A 25,957-nucleotide genomic window follows, 5' to 3' on the forward strand; every position below is an offset into this window, starting at 1 on the left:
TTGGATGGAGATACGGAAGGCTGCTCATCACAGGTTACTTCCTTATTTCAAATTCAACTAATTAACCTCCAACCCTTGCTTTTGTTTACGTGAAAGTCATGGTGCGATCACTATTTTTTGTTCGAGCCGCGAAACGCCTGATTGCAGCCTGATAAGGTAGATTCCAGGCGGCAGGTTTGCGGGCCACCGGATTTCCTGCTCACGCACATCCTTCACTACCAGCCTCAACTGTTGCTTTCCGTAAGCATCTATCAGGCTGATGTGTCCGGTAAAAGGTTCGTCCAGTTGAACAATGGTTTTGCCCCTGGCAGGGTTTGGGGAAACGGAAAAAGATGGTTTGGCAGGTTCATTCATCCCGGTGCTGTGCCGGAAATTTCAATGATCATGTCATCATCCGGGCCTGGCGAGCCACGGCCATCCTTGTTGCTGGTGGCTATGAAAACGCGTCCATCAGGCGAAACGCACAAATCGCGCAGGCGGCCATAGCTGTCGTTTCCTGCGAAAAAGCTGTTTTCCTCTTCCACATCGGTGGCCGTTGCATTCAGCTTAAGCTGCACCAACCTCGAAGCTTTGAGTGTTGTCATCAAAATGCTGTTGTGCCATTCCGGAATTCCCCATCCTCCGTAGTAGTCAATTCCTGCAACTGCCAGAGTTGGGGTCCAGGCACTTACCGGCTCCACTACATCCGAGTCATTGCAAAAAATAATTTCCGCAGGCTCATTGCAAAATCCATTAACATCTGGCCATCCGTAGTTTCTTCCGCTATAAATGATGTTCAGTTCGTCATCGGAATTTGGGCCATGCTCTGAACTGTAAACCAGCCCTTTGGCCAGCACAAGTCCTTGTGCATTTCTATGGCCTTTGCTCCATAAATTATTGCCGGGAAACGGATTATTTGCGGGTATCTCGCCTTCAGCCGTCATTCGTAATACTTTACCGTTGAGGCTGCTATGGTCCTGGGGTGTCTGTGTATTGCCGGCATCGCCTGTTGTAATAAGCAGCGTATTATCAGGAAGAAATATCAGCCGGCAGCCATTATGGATGGCGCTGCCTGCAATCCCGTCCAGCAGGATCAAAGGATTGGTAAGCTGGTCGTCAGCGTAATCGTAGCGGGCTATTCTCACTTTTATTCCCTGGTCAAAATAGTTGTAAGCCACAAATACCCAGGAAGTATCCTCAAATGCCGGGTAAAGAGCCATGCCCATCAATCCCGCTTCGCTTACCTCATGCACATCGTCAATGGTCAGCAAGGGCATAACCTGTCCGTTTGCAGGATTTACCCGGCTTATGCGTCCATATCGTTCGGTCATCCAGATATGGTCATCCGGACCCCAGAGGATCTCCCAGGGAGTATCCAGACCGGTAGCCACTTCACGGGTAGTAAGCGTAGGCTGGGCTGCAGCCGCCACGCTGCAAAATGTGAAAAGCAGAAACAGAGATGCAGGCCGGAGGGCAATCATTGTTTAGAAGCTTATGAATTATCTGAAATTCTTGATTTAAAAATTCTATAACATTGAAAGAATGAGATGGTTTTTTCTCTTCCCCTTCGCTGAGCAATGCGCATTATCTGGATCCAGCTATCCACCGCCCCATTTCCTTCAGGCTGGCTTTTTTGCCATACATAAGAATGCCGGCCCGGTAAATTCGCCCGGCCAGCCATGTGGTGCCAAGAAAACCGGCCACCATAAGGCCCATTGAAAGCAGAAGCTGCCAGGCAGGAACTTCAAAGGGAATGCGTGCCATCATAATAACGGGCGAAGTGAACGGGATCATGCTCAGCCAGAATGCCAGGCCGCTATCAGGATTATTAATAAGTGCCGGAAGAGTCATAATGCTGAACAGCAACGGGACAGAAGCCGGGAACATGAATTGGTAGGTATCCGACTGGCTATCCACAGCCGCTGCAAAAGAGGCAAATAGGGAACTGTACAGGAGGTATCCAAAAAGGAAATAAAATCCGAAGCTAAACAAGAGGAGTCCGAGCGGCAACGTATCAATACTGGCCATTATATTTTGGAACATTTCCGCACCTTCGGGCCCCTGCGCCATTCCGGAATCTCCGGCCAAAGTCATTGAACCGGGATCAGGCATAAAAAGGAGGCTGGCAATTGATGTGAGGAGCACCGTCAGAATAATCCAGAAAGCAAACTGCGTAAGGCCCACCATTGCAATTCCCAGGATCTTTCCCAGCATCAATTGAAAGGGCTTTACCGAGCTTATGATGATCTCGACAATCCGGTTGGATTTTTCTTCCTGTACCCCTTTTAGTACCAGTCCACCATAGAGAAAAATAAAAAAGTAAATAAGAAAACCCCCTCCGAAAGCTGCGCCACTTGCGGCTGCCACGCTGCTCTCGCGCAAACCTGCTTCTCCCACTACCCTGCACCGGATCTTCACCCTGGCCGAAATGCTTTCAATGGTTTCCCGGCCAATTCCCAGGGCTGCCATTCTTCGCTCTTTCAGTTCATCAGAGAGTAAATCTTTTATATGGTTTGTAATTCCAATCCCAAGGTTTTTTGCGGAAATAATCTCTACGCTGTCCAGATCATTCTTCTCGAAAGGCGGAATGTGCAGGATCATTTCCGCATCGGTATTCTCCAGCAATTCCATCCGGAGATTTTCATCCATTAGCCCCTCTGCATACTGGAACGCCACCTCTCCTGAAGGATCCTGCATGCCGGCAAACTTCCCGCTCTCATCCACTACAATTACTTTATAGCGCTGCTCGCTGTCCATAGTAGCGATTAATACGGGAGCGGTAAACATCAGTACATACAGCAATGGACCAAGGAGCGTCAGGAAAATAAAGGTTTTGTTTTTGACGCGGCTCAGGTATTCACGCCTGATGATAAGCAGGATCTTTCTCATGCCGTTTTCTCTTTTACCAGCCTTATAAAAATATCATTGATGGATGGCAGTTCCTCTTCAAATCCGTGGATCTCCACACTTGCCATCAACTTTTGCAGCAATACGTTCGGGTGCTGCATTCCTTCCGAGCGGAAGGTAACGGTAGAGAATCCATCCTCGCGCAGTTTCTGGTTTTGCAAAACAAAACCCGCAGGAATGCCTTGTTCATCCAGTTCTCCACGGTAAATAACACGGTATATGTTTGCCTTAAAATTTTGCCGGATCTCATCTACCCTGCCGCCAATTACTTTCTTTGCCTTATTGATTAATACCATGAATTCACACATTTCCTCCACCTGTTCCATCCGGTGGGTTGAGAGAATGATGGTAGTTCCCTGGTTTCTGAGCCGGATCAACTCCTGCTTTATCGCCTCCGCATTTACGGGATCAAAACCGCTGAAAGGTTCATCCAGAATCAATAGCTCAGGGTTGTGAATCACGGTGGTGATAAACTGTATTTTTTGCTGCATCCCCTTACTGAGTTGCTCCACTTTCTTATCATACCAATCCATAATATCCAGTCGCTGCATCCATTGCCGTGCTTCTTCCCGCGCTTTGCTACCGGGCAATCCTTTCAATTGCGCCAGGTAGATCAATTGCTCCCCCACCTTCATTTTACGGTAGAGGCCCCGCTCCTCCGGCATGTACCCGATATTGCTGATATCGTCCCGTTTCATGGGTTGTCCTTTCAGCAGCACCTCACCGCTGTCAGCATCCAGGATCTGGTTTACGATCCTGATGAGCGTGCTCTTGCCAGCCCCGTTCGGTCCCAGCAGCCCGAAAATAGATTGCTTCGGTACCGAAAGACTCACCTGGTCCAGCGCCAGAAAGTCGCCATACCGTTTCGTTACCTCTTTAGCTTCAAGAATATTCATGCAACCCCTTTTGTAAAAATGAGCGCAAAAGTATAGCTCCCGTTACCAAAAGGAAATTGATGCGCGCTTTATATTCGGGCCTTAGCTTTGACTCATCCAAAAAAATTCCTGAAAGGCGTCTATTTAAATACACTGTGGTCATTTCTTAAAGTAACAAAGGCAGGCTATAGGGCTTAATATACAAGGTCATAAGCAATAAATTATTTCGATTGGAACATTCGGTAAAGGATTATCTTCAATTTTCCATAAGCACCAGCCAGATACTGATACACCCGATGCTTCTGATTCTGTTTCCAACATTACCCAGTCCCCTTCATACTCCTTTACTTCATAATAGTACTGTGTAAAATGAGAGTCTACAACAGGGCTATCAACATTTGGGTAGACTCTAAGTGGGTTATTGATAGGAAAGCCTAATAGCCGATCCTTCAAAAATTCTTCATATTTATAAAAACGTATGTATTTTTTTGAACCTAAAAAATCAACTTTTTTTTGTTCAAAGTATAGCTCGGTCGTTGAGTTTATTCTAAAACCTTCGATATAAAAGACACCTGCTTCAGGATCAAAAACTTTCGGCTTAATAATTTTCTCCCATGTAGAATTCGGTTCCTCCATCAAATCATATTCTTCATCCCCAAAAGATAGGGTTGTCGAATTAAGTTTTATATGGTTGCCATTTATTTTAAAAATCAATGTATCTTGTGTAGAGTTGTATAATTCATATAAATTAATTGAATACACTCCAAATTCTTTACTTTCTTGAATCGCATTATCATTGCCATGCATCTTTTTATTATTATCTCTATCATGAAATCCACACTTTATTAAAAGTGGCAATATGATAAAAAAATGAAGTTTCCTCATTTCCTGTAAATTTTTTCATTTTGATTCCCATATTCTTAACTTGAAGAATAATATAGATACGTACCGGGCAAGTTCTTCCATTCCACGTTCGCTACCATATAATGCCAAAGACCTTGATTTCCGCAACTCGGTTCGTTTGAACTCAATGTCACTGCTCCATGGTAAAAGTATCCCTACCGCCCTTAAACCGAAAATCCCTTGCAAGTTTATCAACTTACAAGGGATTGAGCGGTTGGTGGGCCCAGTAGGACTTGAACCTACGACCAACGGATTATGAGTCCGCTGCTCTAACCAACTGAGCTATGGGCCCGCTTTCCTTATGGCCTAACTTTGCACCATCTGAAAGGGGTGCAAAAATAGCGATTCCCTCGCAAATTCTACAAATAACCAAGCGCAGAAAATGATCAAAAACCTGATCCTGGATCTGGGAGGTGTAATCCTGGATATTGACTACCAGCGAACTGAAGAGGCTTTTATCGCGCTGGGAATAACGGATTTTGAAGAGATCTATTCTCAGATGCGCCAATCGCCCATTTTTGACCGGCTGGACACCGGGAAGATTGATGCAGATGAATTTCTTGATTCCCTGGCGGGGCACTGCAAAAAGCCCGTTTCCCGCGAACAGGTACGCGATGCCTGGAATCGTATGCTAATCGGACTGCCAGCAGAAAACCTTGAACTGCTCAGAGAGCTGAAACCTCATTTCCGGCTGTTTCTATTCAGCAACACCAATGCGATCCATTATCCGGAATTCAATGAATTGATCAGCAGGCAACACGGGATTGCGGATTTCTCCGGCCTTTTTGAGCGGGCTTACTACTCTCATTTGGCAAGGCTTCGTAAACCGGATGAGGCAGCTTTTAACCTGGTAGTACGCGAAAACAACCTTGCACCGCAGGAGACACTGTTCATTGATGATAGCCCTCAGCATGTTGAAGCTGCCCGGAGAACAGGTATCAGCGCTGTATTAAAGGACAAGGACGAATCGCTGAGGGAATTGCTGAAAAGATACCTGAAGTGGCCTGCTTTATAAGGATGCATAAAAAAACGGCAGGCATTGAATTAACTTCAATACCTGCCGTGTTATAAAGAATTCACCCATGAATTCTATCCTTTCGGATTACCATATATAATGCTTTCGGAACCGGAATGTTTACCAGGATATCCGTTTTTATAAATCACCTTTCCCCAGGGGTTTTTTCAGATTCGGTTAAAGTGATTGTATTTCAGCACAGAAACACTTGCCCTCCCGGTCCAAAGTTCTTGCAATGAACCCTTATCATTACCTTCGTTTCCAGCCATTAAAATCTGAATCCTATGAAGACATACTTCCTTTTGTCCCTCGCGATTTCATTTGCATGTATAGCCGCTGCCGGACCAGGTGATACCATCCGCGTCAGGAGCCACGAAAATGTGCATTGGGACTGGAACGGAAATAAAGATCGCATCGCGGTTTTTCCTCCCCCATCTCAGCAGTTCAGGCAGATACTATTGCACTACACGCTGGGCTGCCCCTCCACAGGTTGCAGCGAGTGGGACTACACCACCCAGATCCAGGTGCTCAGAAAAACCGGTAAGTGGGACTCAACCCTGGCGCTGGCTCCGGAGTTTACCGCAGACGGGCAGGAAATAGATACGTTCCACTACCGGACGGATCCTACGTACGTTCATTTTTTCAATACCAAAACAGGATTGACGGATTCCACACTTGCTGAAGACTGGAAGGTATTGCTTTACCAAGACCCACAAAACCCGCTGACACCAACCGATTCATTTATTGCATGGGAAGGAGATTTTTACAATTATGTTTTTAATATAAATGGAGATACGGTTGATTCCGTGTGGGTTCCGGCCACTTCCTCACTTTTCCTTTCTCACCATAAAATTTATACTCCGTATGAAGTGAAGGAGGCGGTGGAATTGGCCCGGGTCATCACGCCTTATGCCGGGAACTTCGACAGGAACTGGCAACATACCTGGACCTTTGACATAACGGATTACGAGCCGCTCCTCCTCGATTCAACAGAAATACGGGCCCGGTATGACGGCTGGCAGGATGGATTCACCATTACCCTGGATTTTGAGCTGATAGAAGGCATGGCCCCGCGAAAAGTACTGGCCATACAAAATTTGTGGCAAGGGGCTTTTCAATATGGGGTAGCTTCCAATCCAATAGAAAGCAGGCTGGTGGAACGGGAGGTGACCATCCCTGCAGAAGCGAAGGGCGCCAGCGTGCGCATTCTCCCCAGTGGCCACGGCTTTGGTGGCAACGAAAACTGCGCTGAGTTCTGTCCTAAAGATTATTACCTGAAAGTAAACGGGCAGCAGCGATTTTCACAACTCATCTGGAAGGACGACTGCGGTCTGAACCCGGTCTACCCCCAGGCCGGCACCTGGCTCTACGATCGCGCCAACTGGTGCCCCGGTGGAGCTGCCATTGCCTTCGATCATGAGATCACACCCTGGATGGCGCCCGGCAGCAACATGAAGCTGGACATGGACCTGGAGCCTTACAGCTACAATGGTAGCGGCAGCACGCCAGTCTACATTATCGCTGCACAACTATTTACTTATGGTGAAATAACTTATGAGAATGACGCAACCGTTTCCGCCATCATCGCCCCAACCCAGGACGAAAATCATATCCGCCAGAATCCGGTTTGTGCCAATGCGATCATCGAAATTCAGAACCTGGGATCGGCCACCCTCGAAAGCGTGGAGATTATCTACGGTCCCAAAGGTGGCCACCTCGATCTATATACGTGGACCGGCAGCCTGGCATTTGGAGAAAAAGCGGAGGTGGCGCTTCCGGGCAGGTTGTTTTATACCGCCTCTCAGGATGTGGCAACTTTTACAGCCGAGGTACGAAACCCCAATGGAAAGCCTGATGAAAATGATTTGAACAATAAAATGGAATCTCCTTTCGATGTGCCTGAGAAATTGCCTGAGACCGTGGTGCTGTGGCTGAAAACAAATTCCGCTGGAAATGAATCTTCCTACCGGGTTACAAACTATAAAGGGGAGACGCTGTATCAGCGTTCCGGCATGGCGAATAATACAATCTATAAGGACACTTTTAATTTCCCTGATGCAATAGGTTGCTATACATTGGAAATAGATGACGCGGGAAAAGACGGGCTGAGCTTCTGGGCCAATTCAGCAGGAACGGGTTATGCGCGTTTGATGAAAGGCTCCGGCTCCCTGGGCCTGTTGAAAAATTTCGATCCTGATTTTGGAACGCAGATCCGTTACAGTTTCACGGTAGGATACACAGTGGATGTGCAGGAAACGGAACGCAACACCACATTTCTACAGGTATTTCCGAATCCCACAAAAGAACGCTTGTTTATTGACCTCGTATTACCACAGAAAGCGCCAGTACATTTTGAACTTTATAATGCAGCCGGACAACTAAAAAAGCAAGCTCAGATTTTGGATTATCAAAACCAGGGTATTGATTTAAATATAGCTGATTATGAACAAGGTATTTATTTGATCCGCGTTCGTTCCGGCAACAATGTTTGGGTAAAGCGGGTGCTGAAGCACTAATTTATCAAGCCTATTGTTATGTTATTTCAAAGCCAAAAATTAAAGCTTAAAAATCCGGGAAAACGCAGCCTTATTTACAAATCACAACATGAGGACAGATAGCCGCATCTTTGCAGCTTCGGAAAATACAAAAAGCTATTCATGCTCATCCATCGTGACACCTTGATCTCTGACGAAGTAATAACCGAGGACTTTGTCTGCAACATCAGCAAATGCAAAGGCATCTGCTGCGTGGAGGGAGATTTTGGCGCTCCGCTCGAAGAGGAGGAGATAAACCACATAAAGGCTGATTACAAAAAGATAAAGCCTTACATGACTGAGGCCGGAAGGCACGTAGTGAAGGAGAAGGGATTCTATGAGCAGGATCCGGAACATGAGCTGGTGACCACGCTGGTAAAAGGCCGTGAATGTGTTTTTGCAAAAAACGAAAACGGCACCTGGCAGTGCGCTATTGAACAGGCATTCCAGGATGGAAAAACTGAATTTCGCAAACCACTTTCATGTCACCTTTATCCGGTTCGCATCAGCAAAATTGGTTCGCTGACGGCCCTGAATTATGATCGCTGGGCCATCTGTGGTGATGCCTGCAAACTGGGATCTGAATTAAAAGTGCGGGTATATAAATTCTGCAAGGATTCGCTCATCCGCAAATTTGGCGAGGAATGGTACGGGGAATTGACAGAGGTCGCAAACGATTACATTGAGGCAACTGAAATGACAAAAGAATGACCGGCTGGAAATACAATATTTTGATGATTTCGCTTTTGATGCTGTGGAGTTGCGGCCCATCCAGATCCGGCAATAAGTCCGAAACTGAGGAGGCTCCCGCCATTTCGCAGCAGGAAATGCCTCCCCAAGAAATGATCGCTTGCGACAGCGCCATAACACAGGAAGTTGACACTCCGCCCCTGTTTCCTGATGGAGATCAGGCGCTGGCCATGTATTTTTATAAAACGCTCAGGATCCCTAACCCACACCGCTCCCTCGAAAAAACCGGTACGATCTCTTTCGTGGTGGACTGCAATGGGCGCGCTAAGGATTTCAGAGCCGTCAGCAGCATCCATGCTGATGTTGACCGGATTATTGAATATGCAGTTTTAAAAATGCCGGCATGGAATGCAGCCGTCAAGGACGGCCAGGCGGTAAATCACCGGGTTTGTTTCAGAGTACAGGTGGTGCGGGGTTCCACGGCTTTTCAGCCCCAGGATTGCGATTAATCATCGTAGCCTTTTGCTTTATTTAATTTCCGGTTATTCTATTAAATATCCACTCCATACAGATCCGGTATCTTCGGATTTGTTTAAATTAAATCTACTATTACAGAACCCTGTAAACCACGGATTGCCCGCTGATCCAGGCGCTCAACAATCAGCCTGCATTCTCCGTTTTGCTATAATGTTTTATTCCCCAAAATATAAACCGGGAATAATAATTCATTAAATCATATTTTATTTTTATTAGAATTTGAATTTTAAAGCGGAAATAAATGAGTTTAAATGACTACCGGGAAAAGCGCGATTTCTCTAAAACCAGTGAACCGGAAGCCGGCAAAAAATCAGATTCCGAATCCATTTTCGTTGTGCAGCGCCATGATGCCAGAAACCTGCACTATGACTTACGGCTGGAGATGGAGGGCGTGCTGAAAAGCTGGGCAATTCCCAAAGGTCCTTCTATGAATCCTGCTGACAAACGCCTGGCTATGCAAACTGAAGATCATCCTTTCGGCTACAAAGACTTTGAAGGGGAAATACCAAAAGGTGAATATGGCGCTGGTTCGGTTGAAATATGGGACGCAGGAAAACTCACGGCTCCCGGCAACACCAATCCTGATAAAGCCGCGAAACAACTCCTGAACGGCCTGCACAATGGCCACCTGAAATTTGAATTGCACGGGGAAAAATTACAGGGTGGTTTCGCTTTAATTAAATTAAAGGATGAAAAACAAAAGAATGCCTGGCTGCTGATTAAGGAAAATGATAAATTTGCCACAGACGAGCCTTACAACAGCGAAACGCACATTAAGCCCGGCTCCAAAATTCCACCTAAAGATATAGAGCCGTCACCCCTTACGGCAGAGCAGGTGCAGGATTTGCTGAAGCCTATTCCTGCCGGAGCCAAAAAGGCTAACATACCTGAAGTGTTCCAGCCTATGCTTGCCAGCCTCATTGACCAACCTTTTTCCGACAAGGACTGGCTTTTTGAAATTAAATGGGACGGCTACCGGGCACTTGCATTTGTAGATAAAGGCACGGCAAATCTCTATTCGCGAAATAAATTATTATTCAAAAAATATATCCCGTTAAATAAAGAGTTGGAAAGGCTGCAGGCAAGTGCCGTAATTGATGGGGAAATAGTAGTGGTGGATGAAAATGGCCATGCGGATTTTCAAAAAATGCAGCACTACAGCCGGAAGTATGAAGATCGGTTGCAATACCAGGTGTTTGATTTAATTTATTTAAATGGCCATAATTTAATAAACGTGCCTCTGCTGGAACGCAAAAAACTTTTACAACGACTGGTCACGGGATTTAATCAAATTATTTATAGCGATCATATTATAGAAAAAGGCGAAGAATTTTACGCTCTTGCCGAAAGCCATGAACTGGAGGGAATTATTGGAAAGCTGGGCGCTGGCCCTTACCGGCCGGGCAAGCGCAGCCCGGATTGGGTGAAAATGAAAATACTAAAAACGCAGGAAGCTGTAGTAGGTGGATATACGTTACCAAAGAGCGGACGACAGTATTTTGGTTCGTTGCTGCTGGGGGTTTATGACGGGAAAAAGTTCCGTTTTATTGGCAGCAGTGGCGGAGGATTCGACCAGAAAATGCTGAAGGAGGTATATGGTGCTATGCAACCTCTGCGCATTGAAAATAAGCCATTTGCCAATAAAGTTCCGGTAGCAAAAAATGCGGTGTGGGTAAAGCCTGAACTGGTGTGCGAAGTTGCGTTTTCAGAATTCACGAATGATGGGATAATGCGCCACCCGGTGTTCCGGGGGATGCGGGATGACAAAAACCCACGGGAAATTGTAAGAGAAATACCGCAGCCCGGCAGTGTTGTAAAACAAGAGGCAAAGCCGGTTCAAAACCAAAATTCTAAAGCCGGAGCAGCGAAAAACAAAAGTAAAATTATAGTTGGGAAACAGGCTGTCTCCATTAGCAATACGAACAAGGTTTATTGGCCGGAAGAAGGCTATACTAAGGGAAACCTGGTGGAATATTATCATAAAATGGCGGAGTATATTGTCCCTTATTTAAAAGACCGTCCGCAGTCGCTGCACCGCCATCCTGACGGCATAAATGGGGAGGCCTTTTACCAAAAAGATATGGGCACGCTCCCACCCTCCTGGATAGCACGATACAAGGTGCCCAGAAACTCTGCAGATGCGGACATTAACTACATGCTGGTGCAGGATGCCGCTTCGCTGCTGTGGATGGTAAACCTGGGATGCATTGAGATCAATCCCTGGAGTTCACGCGTGCAGCAGCCGGATCATCCTGATTACGTAGTGATAGACATTGATCCTGCACAAAACACGTTTGAGGAGGTAATTGAAGTGGCACTGGCCGTGAAGGAGGTTTTGGATGAAGCGGCCATAGCAGGATATCCGAAAACATCCGGGGCCACAGGAATGCATATTTACATACCGCTTGGCGCGAAGCATACCTATGAGCAGGGAAAGAATTTTGCGCATTTGATTGCCTACCTGACCCACAGGAAACTTCCAAAACTCACCAGCATAGCCCGGATGACGAAACTCCGGACAAAGCAGGTGTACCTTGATTATCTGCAAAACAACAAGGGCCAAACCCTCGCTTCCGTATACAGTGTTCGCCCGCGACCAGGCGCCACCGTTTCCACCCCGCTGAAGTGGGAGGAGGTAAAGAGCGGCCTGCATCCTTCACAGTTCACCATGAAAAACCTGCCCGCCCGTATTGAAAAAACCGGAGACCTTTTTAAGGGCGCCATCGAAAAAGGAATAGACCTGGCCAAAACGCTGGCAAGACTGGAAAAGAAATAAGCGGCCTGGGATAAGATTATGTGCTATCCGCAATTGCCGTTATTTCCTTTGCCCCAGGCCCCGTTTTGAAAATCTAAAAAGGAATTTTACCTGCTTTTGGCAGGCTCCGAGAAATTGCATTACAGAAATATTTTGACCATATTGTCCCCCAAAACGAAGTTCAGTTGTCATAGAGATAATAACAATAATGATCAACTTCAAAAAGTAAAAAAATGAAAGAGTATTTAGTGCTGATCCGGGAAAACCTGGATAACTATGGGAAAATGACCCCACAGGAAATGCAGGACGATATTGCAAAACATGTAAAATGGGTAGAAAAACTCGTTCAAAACGGAAATTTTAAAGGTGGAAATCCTTTAACTCCGGCAGGTAAACACCTAAAGGGCAATGACAAAATTCTCACAGACGGGCCTTACATTGAAGCCAAAGAGGGAGTGAGCGGTTTTTATTTTTTGCTTGCCACCTCATTGGAAGAAGCCACACAAATTGCCAAAGGTTGTCCTTCTCTCAACACGGGCGGATCCGTTGAAATTCGTGAAATCATCCAGACCGAACAATAAAACAGGTTGAATAATCAAGACAATATCGATCAATTGACAGCCCATCTTTTCCGTGAAAATTCGGGAAAGATGGTTGCTGTTTTGTCCAGGATGTTTGGATTAGGTCAAATTGATATTGCCACGGACGTAGTTCAGGATACTTTTGAAACAGCACTTTCCAAGTGGCGGTTTTCGGGCATTCCAGATAACCCTTCGGGATGGCTGATGCAGGTAGCAAAAAACAAAGCGCTTAATACCTTTAAAAGAGAAAATAAAACCCAGGCATTTCCACCTTCGGTTTACCTCAATCGGTTTGACAAGAGTATTGAAAATCAGTTTGACATCTTACTTTCCCCTAAAGAAATTAAGGACAGTCAATTGCGTTTACTGTTTACATGTTGCCATCCAAGTTTCTCAACTAAAAATCAAATTATAATCACGCTTAATATTTTGTGCGGATTTGGTATTCCTGAAATTGCGAATGCCTTGCTGATGAATGAAGAAGCCGTAAAAAAGGCATTGACAAGAGGAAAGGCTTCGCTTAGAAAACTGGATAATATCCTGCAAACAAACATCATTGCTCAAGCGGACGAGCGGATAAAAACGGTTCGGACCATCCTTTACCTGATGTTTAATGAAGGATACAAAACCACTCGCAGCAAAGAGGCGATTAATAATGATTTGTGCTATGAAGCGATACGTCTCGCCAAACTTTTGGAAAATGATGGCTGTGCAGTAAACAGCGAAACTAATGCGTTGATCGCCTTAATGTTCTTCAATGTTTCCCGTTTCCCTGCAAGGCTTGGCACAAGCGATGAATGGCTTACATTGGAAGAACAAAATCGCAGTTTATGGAATAGTATATTTATTGAGGAAGGTTGTCATTATCTCAATAAAGCGACTCAGTCGGAAACGCTTACACGTTTTCATATTGAAGCAATTATTGCCTCTATACATTGTACCGCCACAACATTTAAAGAAACCAATTGGCAGAAAATTGCTTATTTGTATCATCAATTGGAGCAATTAGAACCCTCGCCCGTTGTAACGCTCAACAGAATTATTGCCGAAAGCTACCTTAGCTGTTCAGACAGCATACGAGCGCTTGATGAATTAGAGATCAAAGCAGATTTAAAAAAGAACTTTCTTGTATCGGCCACAAAGGGAGATATTTACAAACGAAAAGGCGAGTTTAAAAATGCACAAATATATTATGCGCAGGCGCTGAGCTTATCCGCTTCACCTGCTGACAGAGAATTTTTGCGAAAGAAAATCCTGCAATGCCAGATAAATAAAAACTAAAAGAAGAAAATTATGACTTACTTCAATACCTCATTTTTGAAATTCTTCAAAGAACTTTCAAAAAACAACAACAAGGCTTGGTTTGATGAAAATCGTAAAACCTACGAAAAGGAAGTTAAAAAACCATTTTCAGATTTTGTTGAAGAAATGATCAAACGAATTCAAGAACATGAGCCTGAGGTAAAAATTAAAGCCTCTGAAGCCATCATGAGAATCAACAAAGACATTCGCTTTTCAAAAGACAAAACTCCATACAACACGCATGTATCAGCGAATATTTCTGTGTATGGTAAAAAAGACAAATCTTATCCAGGATTTTACTTTCAGTTATCGCCTGAAGGTATAATGATTTACGGTGGAGCTTATATGGTTGACAGCACAACTCTTGAAGCAATTAGAAATCACATTTCAGCTAATTTAACTGAATTTTCCAGTGTAAATAATGATAAATCATTTAAAGAAAAATACGGTAAATTACAAGGTGAACAAAACAAACGTATTCCAAAAGAGTTTCAAGAAATTGCTGAAAAAGAACCATTAATTGCAAACAAACAGTTTTTCTATTCTGCTGAATTAAAGCCGGAATTGATCACATCGGAGCAGCTTCTTGATGAATTGATGAAATATTATCTTGCGGGAAAGAAAATGAATGATTTTTTGAAAAAGGCATTTAAAAAGTAAACTAACACAAATAAACTTGGAGTTATGAAAGTACCGGAAATGGATTGGACTATTTTTCGTAAGCGAATCACAATTGAAAAGCCAATGGAAGAAGTTTATTCTGCCTGGGCTACCAAAGATGGAATGGAGTCGTGGTTTTTAGAAAAAGCTGACTATCGTGATGCAACTGATAAGTTCAGAAAATCAAATGAATTAGTAAAAAAAGGAGACGCCTTCACGTGGAAATGGCATAACTGGGATTTTGAAGAAAATGGCATAATACTGAAAGAAAACGGTATTGATTTAATTTCCTTCACATTTGGTTCCGGTGGTAACGTTATTGTTAATTTAGAACCTTCTGAATTGAGAACCGAAATCATTCTTACACAAGAGAATATTCCTTCTGATGATAAGGCTAAAAAGGACTTTTTTGTAGGCTGCTCTAACGGATGGACGTTTTGGCTGACCAATTTAAAAGCATGGATGGAATATGGAATAACACTAAACGCTAAAGGGTTGAAACAAGAAGAAACACGTGATTTGGTAAACAGTTGATGGTACAAGCTAAATTTATAGTTTGACTATAAATATATGGAGTAATAATTATCATAGTGTTGCTTGTTGCATTTTGCTTGGATTTTCATTAACGGAAACTTCAGACTCAGAAACTAAAGATCAAATAGAAACCAAATAATAAAACGGATGATTTGGAATACGATAAAATGTGAGAAGTCGGAGAAAATAATCTCTGCAATTGGTATTTCGATATCTGAATACGCCCTTTCTCTGCCTCAACAAGCTACCACTGCACCGGCATAATGCTCCCGCACCTCTTCCAAAATTTCAAGAATCATCGCAGGATCATCTTCGGTCACCAGCCGCATACGGAAGGACTTGAAATCGAAGAATCCTTTGAAGTAGCTGTGATAATGCCTGCGCATTTCCACCACGCCCAGGCGGTTTCCTTTCCATTCCAGCGATTTGGTGAAATGCTGGCGGCAGACTTTCACGCGCTCATCCAGGGTGGGAGGTGCGGCTTCCTCGCCTGTGGCAATAAAATGCTTTATCTCACGGAAAATCCAGGGGTAGCCGATTGACGCGCGGCCCAGCATCACGCCATCCACACCATAGCGATGCTTCATTTCCAGTGCCTTTTGCGGGGTATCCACATCGCCATTACCGAAAACGGGTATGCGCATGCGGTGGTTTTCCCGCACCTGTCCTATTAGTGTCCAGTCGGCTTCGCCCTTGTACATTTGCTTGCGTGTGCGGCCGTGTATGGAAATGGCCTGGATGCCAACATCCTGTAGCCGCTCCGCCACCTCCACGATGTATTTTGTGCTCTCGTCCCAGCCCAGGCGGGTTTTTACCGTTACCGGAAGTTTGGTGGCTTTAACGATCTCAGCCGTCATCCTAACCATTTTGGGAATATCCTGGAGAATGCCTGCTCCGGCACCTTTGCAGGCCACTTTCTTCACAGGGCAGCCGTAGTTAATGTCAATCAGGTCGGGATGCACCTGCTCGGCAATGCGGGTAGCCTCTATCATGCTGTCTATCTCAGAGCCGAATATCTGGATACCAACCGGGCGCTCCTTCTCAAAGATGTCCAGCTTCTGCAGGCTTTTGGCGGCATCGCGGATCAACCCTTCGGACGAGATGAACTCGGTATACATCAAATCTGCGCCCTGCTCTTTACAAACGGCACGGAATGGTGGATCGCTCACGTCCTCCATTGGGGCAAGCAGCAGCGGGAATGGCCCCAGCGCTATGTCTCCTATCTTTACCAACGGTATCTTTTATCTTTGTGCAAAGTTAAACGCCAATTATGACTAACACCTTTGCGGGTGGGGAAAAACAGCCATTTGTACTTATTATCGGCCAATGCTTTCTGTATGCCGGGATCACCATCACCAGCCTGTTCGTCTTCGCAATAACCGGGAGCTTATTTGCTTCCCTCATTTTTAATCTCCCTTTCGATGCCTTCATGGGCATAGATTATGACAATATTTCTATGCAGATGGTGCAGGCTCTTAAGGTAGTTCAGCTTTTCTCGCCTGTGCTGGCATTCCTGGTTTCTGCCTGGCTCATCAGCCGCATCCACAGCGGGAAGCCCTGGCGGTTTATGGGCGCTGACAAATATGCTGCCCCGTGGCTCTATTTCGTTGTTGGCGGGTTGTGGCTCGCATTCTATCCGCTGCTTGCCTGGATGATTGAGGTGAACCAACAGATGCAATTGCCACAAAGCTTCTCTGCTATTGAAGAATGGATGCAGAAAAGCGAAATATCCCTGGAGAAACTGACAGAAAAACTGCTTGCCGGATCAGGCGTGGGTACTTTCTTGTCGAATGTGCTCATCATTGCAGTGGCCCCGGCAATATCCGAAGAATTGTTTTTTAGAGGCACCATACAGCGCCTTTTCCGCCACTGGACACTTAATCCGCATATTGCCATTTTTGTGGCCGGTTTTCTCTTTAGCTTTATTCATTTCCAGTTTTATGGATTCCTGCCCCGGATGGCAATGGGCGTATTATTCGGCTATCTGCTATACTGGAGCGGCAGCATCTGGGTTCCGGTTTTTGCACATTTTCTAAATAATTTCCTGGCCGTTCTGGGCATTTACCTTTATAATAACGGCATCATTGATATTAATATTGAGGAGGAAGAAAGTTTCCCGTGGTGGCTCACGCTTATCAGTGTTTTTTCCACCGTTATTATTTTATTTCTTATATATCAAAAATTAAAAACCAAAAATAAATCTTCATTATATGTTTCAGAAAAAGGACTGGAAGGAAATCTGGAAATTAAACCTGAAGAAAAGGAACCTAACTGGATAAAGATATACAGTGTAAACCAGGTTTATGAAGCAGAGATCCTGGTGGGAGCATTGGAGAACGAAGGAATAAAAGCCATCGTTGTAAATAAAAAAGATTCATCATACCAATTTGGCGATGCTGAAATATATTGCCATGAGGAGGATGCAGACAAGGCGTTGGGAATTATCAGGAACAACATTTTATGAATAATCTGCAGATCCGGGCTATTACAGGTGCTGTCTATTTGCTGATGATCATATCCTCTATCCTCATTGGCATCTGGGCATTTCTGCTGGTTATATTGCTTTTTTCCGTACTGGGAATTTATGAATTTTATAATCTTTACAAATCCTATAACTACGATCCGCAGATCATCTTTGGATCCATTACAGGAGCTTTCGTTACTGCGGCTATTCCACTTTTGCATTGGGGATATATTTCTTTTAATATATTATTACTGGTAATCCCAGCATTTATCATAATGTGCATCGCAGAGCTTTACCGAAAAAAGGAAAATCCTATTATCAATTTGTCCATTACGCTCATGGGCATCGTGTATATTTCGCTTTCATTAGGCCTTCTTGGGGCAATGCTCACGATGGACGGCTACTGGATAGTGCTGGGAATATTCCTGCTCATCTGGAGCAATGATACGTTTGCTTACCTGATCGGATCCCGCATAGGTCGTAAACGCTTGTTCAGCCGCATTTCACCCAAAAAATCCGTGGAAGGCAGCATAGGCGGATTTGTGATGACCCTGGGAGTTGCTGCGCTTATCGGCCTCTTCAGCCAGTCGCTGCTCATGATCCATTGGGTAACGCTGGGTATTATTATCGTGCTTACCGCTACTTTTGGAGATCTCTTCGAATCCATGATGAAGCGCAGCCTGGGAATAAAAGACACCGGCAACATCCTGCCCGGCCATGGCGGAATACTGGACCGCTTTGATTCTGTTTTGATGACGGCTCCGGTGGTTTATGTTTATGTGCGAATGGTTTTACAGTGATCAGTTATCAGTTATCAGTGAACAGTGAGAGAGTGATCAGTGAACAGTGAGGGAGTGATCAGTGAATGAGGGATGGGTTATTCTGACATTTAGTTATTGTTTAATTCAGGGTTGGTTTTGTTTTTTTAATTGTTGTCTTAAAATCTTGACAATACCACAGGTTTTATTATGAAAAGAGTATTTAAGAAGTTTTTTATTACAACCGGGGTGCTTCTGCTCCTGTTAATTATTGCGATTATGGCATTCGTTTCTTTTGCGCCTCAATTTGGGGCTGCACCAACCGGGGAACACCTGGAGCGGATTAAGTCCTCACCGAATTACGCTGACGGCAATTTTATTAATCTTATTGAAACCGAACTGAGTTTCAGCCCGCGGGCCGTAGTGCAAATGGTCTATAATTTTGCTACAGCAAAAAATACGGCACCTAAGGATTCAATACCGGTTAAGTTTGACGAAAGCGGGAAAACCGGGGAAGAAGCCAACCCTGACAATGCAACTTATATTACCTGGTATGGCCACTCTGCAGTCCTGGTGGAGATGGACGGTATGAAGTTGCTGATTGATCCTATGCTGGGCACTACATCATCACCGGTAGCTTTTTTCGGCCGGAGGTTCCCTTATGAGGAGCCCATTAATATTTCCGACCTGAAGTCAATTGACGCGGTGCTGATCTCTCATGACCATTACGACCACCTCGATTATCCTTCAATCAAAGATTTGCACAAATTGACAGGCCATTTTTATGTGCCCCTGGGCGTGGGTTCCCATCTGAAGCATTGGGGCGTACCGCCAGAAAAAATTACCGAGATGGACTGGTGGGATTCTGCTACGTTCGGTACGCTGACTTTTACCGCTACACCTGCCCGTCATTTCTCGGGCCGCGGCTTGGGCGACAGGAACAAAACCCTGTGGGCTTCCTGGGCAATTAAAGGAAAAAACGACAGGATCTACTTTAGCGGAGACAGTGGTTACGGGCCCCACTTTAGGGAGGTAGCAGAAAAGCTCGGCCCGTTTGATTTTGCCATGATTGAATGCGGCCAGTACAACGAGCTGTGGGAGGACATCCATATGCTGCCGGACCAAAGCGTGAATGCAGCATTGGACATCAACAGCAAAGTTGTTATGCCGATCCACTGGGGCGCATTTTCACTCGCCCCTCATACCTGGCAGGAGCCAGCAGAGAAGTTTACTGCCGGTGTCTTATCCGCAGGGCTAAATGTGGTAACGCCCTATATTGGGGAGCGTATTAAGGTGGGACATCCTTACCCGCAGAATGAGTGGTGGCAGGGAGTGCGCTGAGCCACTCCTCCAGGATGCGGCATATAGCACTCTGAAATTTCCCTGAAAACAGTGAGACAAAGCAGGTTATATGTTTATAGATTTGCGATCACGCTTCCCTGAGCCAAGCCGAAAGGAAGTACCGTCTTTTCCTGACTTTTCAACCATTCCTTTACTATGAAATGCACGATCAGAAGCCTGTTGCTATTGCTTCTCCTCATTTTCCTCACTCCAGACCTCGCTCATACCCAGACCTGCTCAGGCACGTACACCGTAAGTGCCAGCCAGCCAAGATGCGTAAACTCATCCATTTCTTTTATTATTACAGACACCTCCTCCAGGTCCTATATCTACACCTGGAAGTGGTGGGATGGCAGCAGCCCAAATACCAGCACCAGTAAATGGCAAGGCATGGTGGCGGTTGTGCCGATACAATCCTGTTGAATGATATTGTGGTGCATCCTACGCCAACAGCCGGATTTGACTTTTTTCAGGCTGATAAACCTCCGCATGGCCAAATGATCTTTACCAATACCTCAAGCGGAGCCGATAAATACCTGTGGCATTTTGGGGACGGGGACAGCACAGATGTAGAGCATCCCTACCACAACTATGGGCGGCTGGGGGAATACCTTGTGAAGCTACGGGCAATAACGAATGAAGGTTGTGAGCATGAAGTACACCGGATCGTGCCCCTCGTTGACCTCTTCAATTTCCATATTCCCACAGCCTTCAGCCCTAACGAAGATGGCTACAACGAAGAATTTGCACCTGTGCTGCTGAACCCGGATGATCAATTTGCCTGGAAGATCTATAACCGGTGGGGCGAAGTAGTATTTGAAAGTACCACAAGCCAGACCTGGGATGGCCGCAACCAGGCAGGAAACCTCGCCCCTGATGGCGTCTACGTGTATGTACTCACCATTATCAGCTCTGCGGATGGCTGGAAAACCAGCGCTACCGGCCAGGTGACACTTGTGAGGTAGAGATTTTTTGAAGGATAAACGGCTAAAGGCAGGTTCATAGTTAAACCCGGGTCTGGTCTGTTCTCAGTGAATCTTTGGAGGCTCTTCTTATTTCTTTTTCTATAATAACCGGGAAATGCTTCATTTCCAACTTGTGAATTTTGGCGGCAATATCTACTGCTGAATCTTTTGCATCTACAGCGGCCTTTGCCTGAAAGATGATCTGGCCGCGGTCATACGCTTCATCAATGTAGTGAATAGTTATTCCTGTTTCGATTTCTCCGGCTGCCTTTACCACTTTATGAACGTTCATCCCATACATGCCTTTACCGCCAAACTTCGGTAGCAGTGCCGGATGTATATTGATAATGCGCTGCGGAAACGCGTTCACAAGGTGAGGCGGAATTCGCCAGAGAAAGCCGGCAAGGACGACCCAATTCACCTTCTTTTGCTGCAACAGGTGCAATATAGTCTTATCCTTTAGTTCCTGATTATTAAATATGTGCGTTTCCACCAGCAGGCGTCTGGCCCGGTCCAGTACTCCGGCCTGAGCGTTGTTGCAAAGCACCAGCACCACTTCCACATCCGGATTTTTGGAAAAGTAACGGATTATATTTTCGGCATTGGTACCACTGCCTGAAGCAAAAATAGCCAGATTCGTTTTTGCCATGCTCACAATCCGAATTCGTCAACAAAGAGTCTTTGAAAAAACTGCTGCATATTTCCGTTGCCGTCCAGGTTGTGCAGTTCCAGCGATGAAATGATAAAGTTGGATTGGCCGCTGGCCGGTCGTTTGGCCATGATGGTGGAGTGGCCGGGCCAGATATTAGCGCCTGAACTGCTGCTCTGAGTAATCTCGGCTGTATAAATAGCGGTTGTATTTGCTGCCTCATAAAACGGCCTGGCACTGCTCAGGATCTGTACTGACTTTAACTCCGGCCATCCGGTCAACACCGGAATGATCCGGGCATCATTCGCCAGCCGGAACTGCGAACCTGCCGGAGGCTCTACCAAAGAATCAATGGGTGTAAAATCAAGAAAATTTGCCTGTTCTTCAATGGCTGAAGAATAGTTGGTGGCAATGAACATTTTGCCCCCGGCATTGAAAAATTGATCCGTGGTTCGTTGTGCCATCGGCAGCGATGTGGTGGCTTCACTCCCAAACCAGATCAGCACATCAAACAGGGCGAAGATCATCTCCTGCGTAGGATTGTCAGCAGCAAGGGACGTGTAATTGCCGGCCACTACTTCGCTTACCCGCAGCGTATCAACATTTGATATTCCTGTTGCACCGAGATGGTTTAAATAAAAATCTTCCCGTTGCTGAAGGTTCGTGGAATATGCATTTACCAGCAAAACTTTAGAAACCACGCGTTTCACATAAATACTATAGGATGAAATTAGCGGAGAAGTTGCGCCCACCTGGTCAACGGCACGGATGTAAAGAACATTCGAATCATTGGTGCGCAGGCCGGGCATGGTCCCTGGCTCAGGAATGAGGCTGCTTCCTGTAAGTACCTCAACATCCGTCAGTGCAGCTTCCGGGTTTACTGCCTTTAACGTGGCCGAACTGAATACGGCATCAATAATAAAAGGCGCACTGGTAGTATCATTCAGGTACAACTCAAAATGATCAATATTGGCAAAGCCATCAGGGTCCGTGGCTTCCCAGAAGTATTTTATAACCGGGAAGGTTTTTACCGGATTTCGGGCCGGGCTGCCCCCGGAATATTGGAAGGCGACCAACGGGGCAGAATTTTTTACGGGGTATGCAATAATAGCCGGTGTAGGGTCCTGAACTCCATCATTATCAATGGCGCGAACGTGAAGAATGAAATCGAAAGTGTCTTGCCCTGGCGGAATTTCGACCAGGAAAACCGAATCCTGCCGGGTAGTAAAGCTCCAGGGGCCGCCATCCTGAGAAATCTCAAAACCCGCCAGGTAACCATCAGGATCATCGCCCCACCAGCGGACAGTGATCCTGGAAGTAAACCGGTCGGATCCCACCCGTACAATAGTGTCCGCAACAGTATATGTTTCCGGAGGAATATTGGCCGTTGGCGAGCCTGCAATATCGTCTTTGCAAGAAGAAAATATTCCTATTAAGAGAAGGATCAACAGAAAATTCCCGGCTTGTTTCAAATCGTTATTTTAAGATGCAAAATTAATTAAAGCCCTGCTGACGGATGATAAGGTTCTGTTTCGGTAAACAAGAAGAAGTACCGGTTCCCCGAGCCGGGAAGCGATATCCGCAAGTTATTTCCAGGGTCTTCAGGAATTGCTGTGAAAGACCAAACCGGGTTCGCCCTGCATGAGCTGTAGCCGGCATCAAAAAATTGGCAGTCTCCATCTATCTTCTTTCTCATCTATAATAATTAATTTAAAAAATGCGCTGTATCAAAAAGTTTGTCTGTTTGCTGTTAACAGGGAATAATGCAAAAACGGAGATGCCCACCCAATTTTTCGCAGGCCACTATGGGATCTGTGCGTGCCTTATCTTACATCCGAAAGCAATGCATCGCTTCTGGTTTTTACAGCTATCTGACGCAGCAGATATTTGTGTTATCAAAAATGGCCGCGACAAAAGCGATCGTTTTACAGAAAAAATAAAAAGAGACATTTCATAGGTTTGTTTTTTGGGTTGGTTGGGGAAATAGCTGCACTGGATTGACGGTGCAGCTATTTTTTATTGTGCTCTTCACAACCAGTCTCCAGCAATCCCAGTTGCTGAATTAGATAGAGATCAAATTTCGGAATTTACATACCCTTCGGCCACGGTTTGGTATTTCAGGTTTTTTGCAGGTGGCCAGCCGTCTCTTCCAGTAAATCAAGTGTCAGATCAATATGCTCCAGGTGCGTCCTGAATGAAAGTACCGCGATCCGAATCCAGAAGATGCCGTTAATGGTGGTAGAGGAAAGGAACACACGGCCATCTCTCACGATCCCGCGAACTAGCCGTTTATTGAAGTCGTTTGCGTTGCCCGATTCCGGAACATACCGGAATATGACAATACTCAGGTCGGGTTCGGGACCTGCTTCGAACCCTTTGCGTTTCCGGATCTCCTGGTGGAAGTAGCGCGCCAGCAGCAATTTTTCTCGGAGAGCCGCCCGAAAAGGTGCAATGCCATGCAGGAACAAGGGCAGCCACATACGCGGGCCGCGAAAATGCCGGGAAAGCTCGGCTGATAGTTCGGCTGGTGATAACTCGTCCTGGCTATCTGCGGTATCCTGGAGGTAAGCCGCCTGAAACCGGTGCGCATCCCGAAGTTTTTTTCCGTCTCGTACCAGCACAGCTCCGCTGCCGTAGGGCAAGAACAACCCTTTGTGCGGGTCCAGCACAATGGAGTTACAGCATTCGATGCCGCGCAAAGCCTTTTGGCCATGTTCTGTCAGCACGAAGAAGCCGCCAAAAGCCGCATCCACATGGAACCAGGAATGATATTTCTGCGCAATGGCGGCAATTTTTTCCAGCGGATCAGCAGCGCCTGTGTCAGTCGTGCCCGCTGAGGCGATTATCAGGAACGGCCGAAAGCTGGCGGCCACATCGTTCACCACCATTGCCTCCAATTTTGCTGTGTCCATCCTGAAATTGTCGTCAGCCGGAACAATGCGGACTTGCGCCTCTGCAAGCCCTGCGATATTCAGTGCTTTTTGTACAGAATGATGGGTGTGGGCAGAATAATATACCACCGCATTCTCAACATCCCGCGCCTTGAGGTTCATGGCTTCGCGGGCCGTTACAATCGCATTGAGGTTGGCAATGGAGCCTCCGCTGGTAAGATTGCCTACAGCCGATTCAGGATAACCCATGATTTCTGCCATCCACCGCACCAGCATGTGCTCAAGCCGCACCGCCCCCGGAGAGGCATAGAACACACCGGCAAACTTGTTCGTAACGGCTGCAAGGACATCCCCCATTGCGGAAGCATATATGCCCCCACCGGGAATATAGGCCAGGTGTCCGCCAGAGGCCGGATTCAGCCCCGGCTCGTTTACATGCTCCTGGAAAATTTTCAGGGCCTCATTTATTGAATGTCCGTCTTCGCTCAGGGGATGTTCGTAAATGCCACTGCCCTTTCTATCCTCTACATGATAGGCCAATGTATCGGGTAGTTTTTCAACAAAATCGTCTGCAAAATCAAGAACGGCTTTGGATAAGGTCGTGCGTTCTTCTTGTGTGGGTTCCAAAGCTGCAGATTCTTGGTGCCACTTCTTAATTTCTTCTTTCATGCATTGGCAAATGTAAGATGGAGAGGAAACTTCATGGCCATGGTTCTTTGATCGGTGGAGAGAGCTTATAGCCTGTTGTGGACGCTGGAAAGGCACGCGTTACAGACGCGAGCTGTGGGATGCAGACCAACCTATGGCCAAGCAAAAGCTGGTGAAGAAGAAAGACTAATTTGTTCGGGAAAAACAAGGCTTTAAAATCAGGAAGTTTTGCAGGTATTGTTGGAGACAACAATACCTATAGATAATTTCTCAATAATTGCTTCGTCCAAAGAATGAAAGAACAGTGGCGATTTGATTTATAAATAATTGTACATAACTATGAAATATTGGACATACTTTATTAGTTCGTTTGTGTTGTTGGCATTTTCATCATGTAAGAAATGCAAAACTTGCCAGTCCTGGCAAAATGGCGTGGTTACCGAAGAAAAGAATTGTGCCTACGGTGGGGGATCAAGCAACCAAACCCTTGAGAACTGGGAGCTGTACCTTGTGGAAGAAGCTGGATATGATTCAGTTAGTTGCGTAACGGAATAGGTTCTATAACCTTGTAATTACTTCGGGATTTTCCGCTCTCGTTTCGCCTTTTCTAATCCTGAAGGGCACAGCCATTTATTCGACCACAACCACTACAAATAGTCCTGGAGAATTTGTCTTTCAGGAAGTGATCTGTATGACGCTTGTTATAGTTTATCTCCACATTCCAATAATGAGTCCCATGACAATAAAGCTAATGGTAACATAACCACCGTGAATAAGCATATATTTCGTGGATTTTCTTTCAAACTGTCCAATAATGAATAAGGACATAGCTACCCATCCAAATCCTGCTAAGAATCCTGCAGTAGCTCCCCAGGACAGAGTTGTACTTTCATCAATTAAAAACATAGCCAGATTAATTCTACTTTAACACATTTATCATCCAGATAACCAGGCATCTATATCATTCTG

26 protein-coding genes and 1 tRNA gene are annotated in these 25,957 nt (G+C 45.6%); 15 read left to right on the forward strand and 12 right to left on the reverse strand.

Translation table 11 applies throughout. The annotated features are described in order from the left end of the window. Window positions 1–96: 96 nt before the first annotated feature. From WD077_03120 to WD077_03145, 6 genes are all read right to left on the reverse strand, one after another. Window positions 97–354 carry a T9SS type A sorting domain-containing protein gene (locus WD077_03120; GenBank protein ID MEX0966202.1) on the reverse strand — a complete coding sequence of 86 codons (258 nt, stop codon included), beginning with the start codon at window positions 352–354 and terminating at the stop codon, window positions 97–99. Next, on the reverse strand, window positions 351–1,460 hold the full coding sequence (locus WD077_03125; protein MEX0966203.1) for a PQQ-dependent sugar dehydrogenase: 1,110 nt from the start codon (window positions 1,458–1,460) through the stop codon (window positions 351–353). The genes WD077_03120 and WD077_03125 overlap by 4 nt, the downstream gene beginning before the upstream one ends. 103 nt (window positions 1,461–1,563) lie before the next feature. Then, window positions 1,564–2,868 carry an ABC transporter permease gene (locus tag WD077_03130; protein MEX0966204.1) on the reverse strand — a complete coding sequence of 435 codons (1,305 nt, stop codon included), beginning with the start codon at window positions 2,866–2,868 and terminating at the stop codon, window positions 1,564–1,566. Further along, entirely contained in the window at window positions 2,865–3,782 is a 918-nt protein-coding gene (locus tag WD077_03135) for an ATP-binding cassette domain-containing protein (GenBank protein ID MEX0966205.1), read from the reverse strand. Before WD077_03135 ends, WD077_03130 begins: the two co-directional genes overlap by 4 nt. A gap of 186 nt (window positions 3,783–3,968) precedes the next feature. Next, window positions 3,969–4,646, reverse strand: a complete 678-nt coding sequence (locus WD077_03140; protein ID MEX0966206.1) for a hypothetical protein — start codon at window positions 4,644–4,646, stop codon at window positions 3,969–3,971. Between the two features lie 233 nt (window positions 4,647–4,879). Beyond that, a tRNA-Ile gene (locus tag WD077_03145) sits at window positions 4,880–4,956 on the reverse strand. A 90-nt stretch (window positions 4,957–5,046) separates the two neighbouring features. Between WD077_03145 and WD077_03150 the strand changes: the two genes are divergently transcribed. The 9 genes from WD077_03150 (at window position 5,047) to WD077_03190 (ending at window position 15,272) form a co-directional block, all read left to right on the forward strand. Further along, a complete protein-coding gene (locus WD077_03150; GenBank protein MEX0966207.1) occupies window positions 5,047–5,679 on the forward strand; it encodes an HAD family phosphatase in 633 nt (210 codons plus the stop codon). A gap of 284 nt (window positions 5,680–5,963) precedes the next feature. After that, window positions 5,964–8,195, forward strand: a complete 2,232-nt coding sequence (locus WD077_03155) for a peptide-N-glycosidase F-related protein (protein ID MEX0966208.1) — start codon at window positions 5,964–5,966, stop codon at window positions 8,193–8,195. 141 nt (window positions 8,196–8,336) lie between these two features. Then, complete coding sequence (locus WD077_03160) at window positions 8,337–8,924, forward strand: DUF3109 family protein (GenBank protein ID MEX0966209.1); 588 nt, start codon at window positions 8,337–8,339, stop codon at window positions 8,922–8,924. Then, window positions 8,921–9,412 carry a hypothetical protein gene (locus WD077_03165; protein ID MEX0966210.1) on the forward strand — a complete coding sequence of 164 codons (492 nt, stop codon included), beginning with the start codon at window positions 8,921–8,923 and terminating at the stop codon, window positions 9,410–9,412. Before WD077_03160 ends, WD077_03165 begins: the two co-directional genes overlap by 4 nt. A gap of 269 nt (window positions 9,413–9,681) precedes the next feature. Beyond that, entirely contained in the window at window positions 9,682–12,216 is a 2,535-nt protein-coding gene (gene ligD / locus WD077_03170; GenBank protein MEX0966211.1) for a DNA ligase D, read from the forward strand. Between the two features lie 212 nt (window positions 12,217–12,428). Then, the gene (locus WD077_03175) at window positions 12,429–12,776 is read left to right on the forward strand and encodes a YciI family protein (protein MEX0966212.1); all 348 of its coding nucleotides are present in this window, start codon (window positions 12,429–12,431) and stop codon (window positions 12,774–12,776) included. A gap of 6 nt (window positions 12,777–12,782) precedes the next feature. After that, a complete protein-coding gene (locus WD077_03180) occupies window positions 12,783–14,057 on the forward strand; it encodes a sigma-70 family RNA polymerase sigma factor (protein MEX0966213.1) in 1,275 nt (424 codons plus the stop codon). 12 nt (window positions 14,058–14,069) lie between these two features. Then, window positions 14,070–14,738, forward strand: coding sequence for a DUF2461 domain-containing protein (locus WD077_03185; protein ID MEX0966214.1), 669 nt, complete (start codon window positions 14,070–14,072; stop codon window positions 14,736–14,738). A gap of 24 nt (window positions 14,739–14,762) precedes the next feature. Continuing rightward, entirely contained in the window at window positions 14,763–15,272 is a 510-nt protein-coding gene (locus tag WD077_03190; protein MEX0966215.1) for an SRPBCC domain-containing protein, read from the forward strand. Window positions 15,273–15,508: 236 nt separating this feature from the next. Here the strand turns inward: WD077_03190 and dusB are convergent, their stop codons facing one another. Next, window positions 15,509–16,504 carry a tRNA dihydrouridine synthase DusB gene (dusB, locus tag WD077_03195; GenBank protein ID MEX0966216.1) on the reverse strand — a complete coding sequence of 332 codons (996 nt, stop codon included), beginning with the start codon at window positions 16,502–16,504 and terminating at the stop codon, window positions 15,509–15,511. Window positions 16,505–16,542: 38 nt separating this feature from the next. Between dusB and WD077_03200 the strand changes: the two genes are divergently transcribed. The 5 genes from WD077_03200 to WD077_03220 all read left to right on the forward strand — a co-directional run bounded on the left by WD077_03200 (window position 16,543) and on the right by WD077_03220 (window position 20,800). Then, a complete protein-coding gene (locus tag WD077_03200; GenBank protein ID MEX0966217.1) occupies window positions 16,543–17,736 on the forward strand; it encodes a CPBP family glutamic-type intramembrane protease in 1,194 nt (397 codons plus the stop codon). Beyond that, the gene (locus WD077_03205) at window positions 17,733–18,536 is read left to right on the forward strand and encodes a phosphatidate cytidylyltransferase (protein ID MEX0966218.1); all 804 of its coding nucleotides are present in this window, start codon (window positions 17,733–17,735) and stop codon (window positions 18,534–18,536) included. Before WD077_03200 ends, WD077_03205 begins: the two co-directional genes overlap by 4 nt. A gap of 168 nt (window positions 18,537–18,704) precedes the next feature. Continuing rightward, window positions 18,705–19,835 (forward strand): MBL fold metallo-hydrolase, encoded by a 1,131-nt coding sequence (locus WD077_03210; protein MEX0966219.1) that lies wholly within the window; start codon window positions 18,705–18,707, stop codon window positions 19,833–19,835. Between the two features lie 156 nt (window positions 19,836–19,991). Then, a complete protein-coding gene (locus WD077_03215; GenBank protein MEX0966220.1) occupies window positions 19,992–20,258 on the forward strand; it encodes a hypothetical protein in 267 nt (88 codons plus the stop codon). Further along, window positions 20,216–20,800, forward strand: a complete 585-nt coding sequence (locus WD077_03220; protein MEX0966221.1) for a gliding motility-associated C-terminal domain-containing protein — start codon at window positions 20,216–20,218, stop codon at window positions 20,798–20,800. The genes WD077_03215 and WD077_03220 overlap by 43 nt, the downstream gene beginning before the upstream one ends. A 40-nt stretch (window positions 20,801–20,840) precedes the next feature. Here WD077_03220 and WD077_03225 read toward each other — a convergent pair whose 3' ends face one another. The 4 genes from WD077_03225 to WD077_03240 all read right to left on the reverse strand — a co-directional run bounded on the left by WD077_03225 (window position 20,841) and on the right by WD077_03240 (window position 25,009). After that, the gene (locus WD077_03225) at window positions 20,841–21,449 is read right to left on the reverse strand and encodes a phosphoribosylglycinamide formyltransferase (protein MEX0966222.1); all 609 of its coding nucleotides are present in this window, start codon (window positions 21,447–21,449) and stop codon (window positions 20,841–20,843) included. A 2-nt stretch (window positions 21,450–21,451) separates the two neighbouring features. Further along, on the reverse strand, window positions 21,452–22,921 hold the full coding sequence (locus WD077_03230) for a hypothetical protein (GenBank protein ID MEX0966223.1): 1,470 nt from the start codon (window positions 22,919–22,921) through the stop codon (window positions 21,452–21,454). 26 nt (window positions 22,922–22,947) lie between these two features. Beyond that, a complete protein-coding gene (locus WD077_03235; GenBank protein MEX0966224.1) occupies window positions 22,948–23,145 on the reverse strand; it encodes a hypothetical protein in 198 nt (65 codons plus the stop codon). Between the two features lie 421 nt (window positions 23,146–23,566). After that, the gene (locus tag WD077_03240) at window positions 23,567–25,009 is read right to left on the reverse strand and encodes an aminotransferase class V-fold PLP-dependent enzyme (protein ID MEX0966225.1); all 1,443 of its coding nucleotides are present in this window, start codon (window positions 25,007–25,009) and stop codon (window positions 23,567–23,569) included. A 318-nt stretch (window positions 25,010–25,327) separates the two neighbouring features. On the opposite strand from WD077_03240, the gene WD077_03245 reads away from it, so the two are divergent. After that, a complete protein-coding gene (locus WD077_03245) occupies window positions 25,328–25,543 on the forward strand; it encodes a hypothetical protein (GenBank protein MEX0966226.1) in 216 nt (71 codons plus the stop codon). 153 nt (window positions 25,544–25,696) lie between these two features. On the opposite strand, the gene WD077_03250 is transcribed toward WD077_03245, so the two are convergent. Next, complete coding sequence (locus tag WD077_03250) at window positions 25,697–25,894, reverse strand: DUF1761 domain-containing protein (GenBank protein ID MEX0966227.1); 198 nt, start codon at window positions 25,892–25,894, stop codon at window positions 25,697–25,699. Window positions 25,895–25,957: the final 63 nt, after the last annotated feature.

The organism is Bacteroidia bacterium, from assembly GCA_040880525.1.
Classification (GTDB): Bacteria; Bacteroidota; Bacteroidia; order CAILMK01; family JBBDIG01; genus JBBDIG01.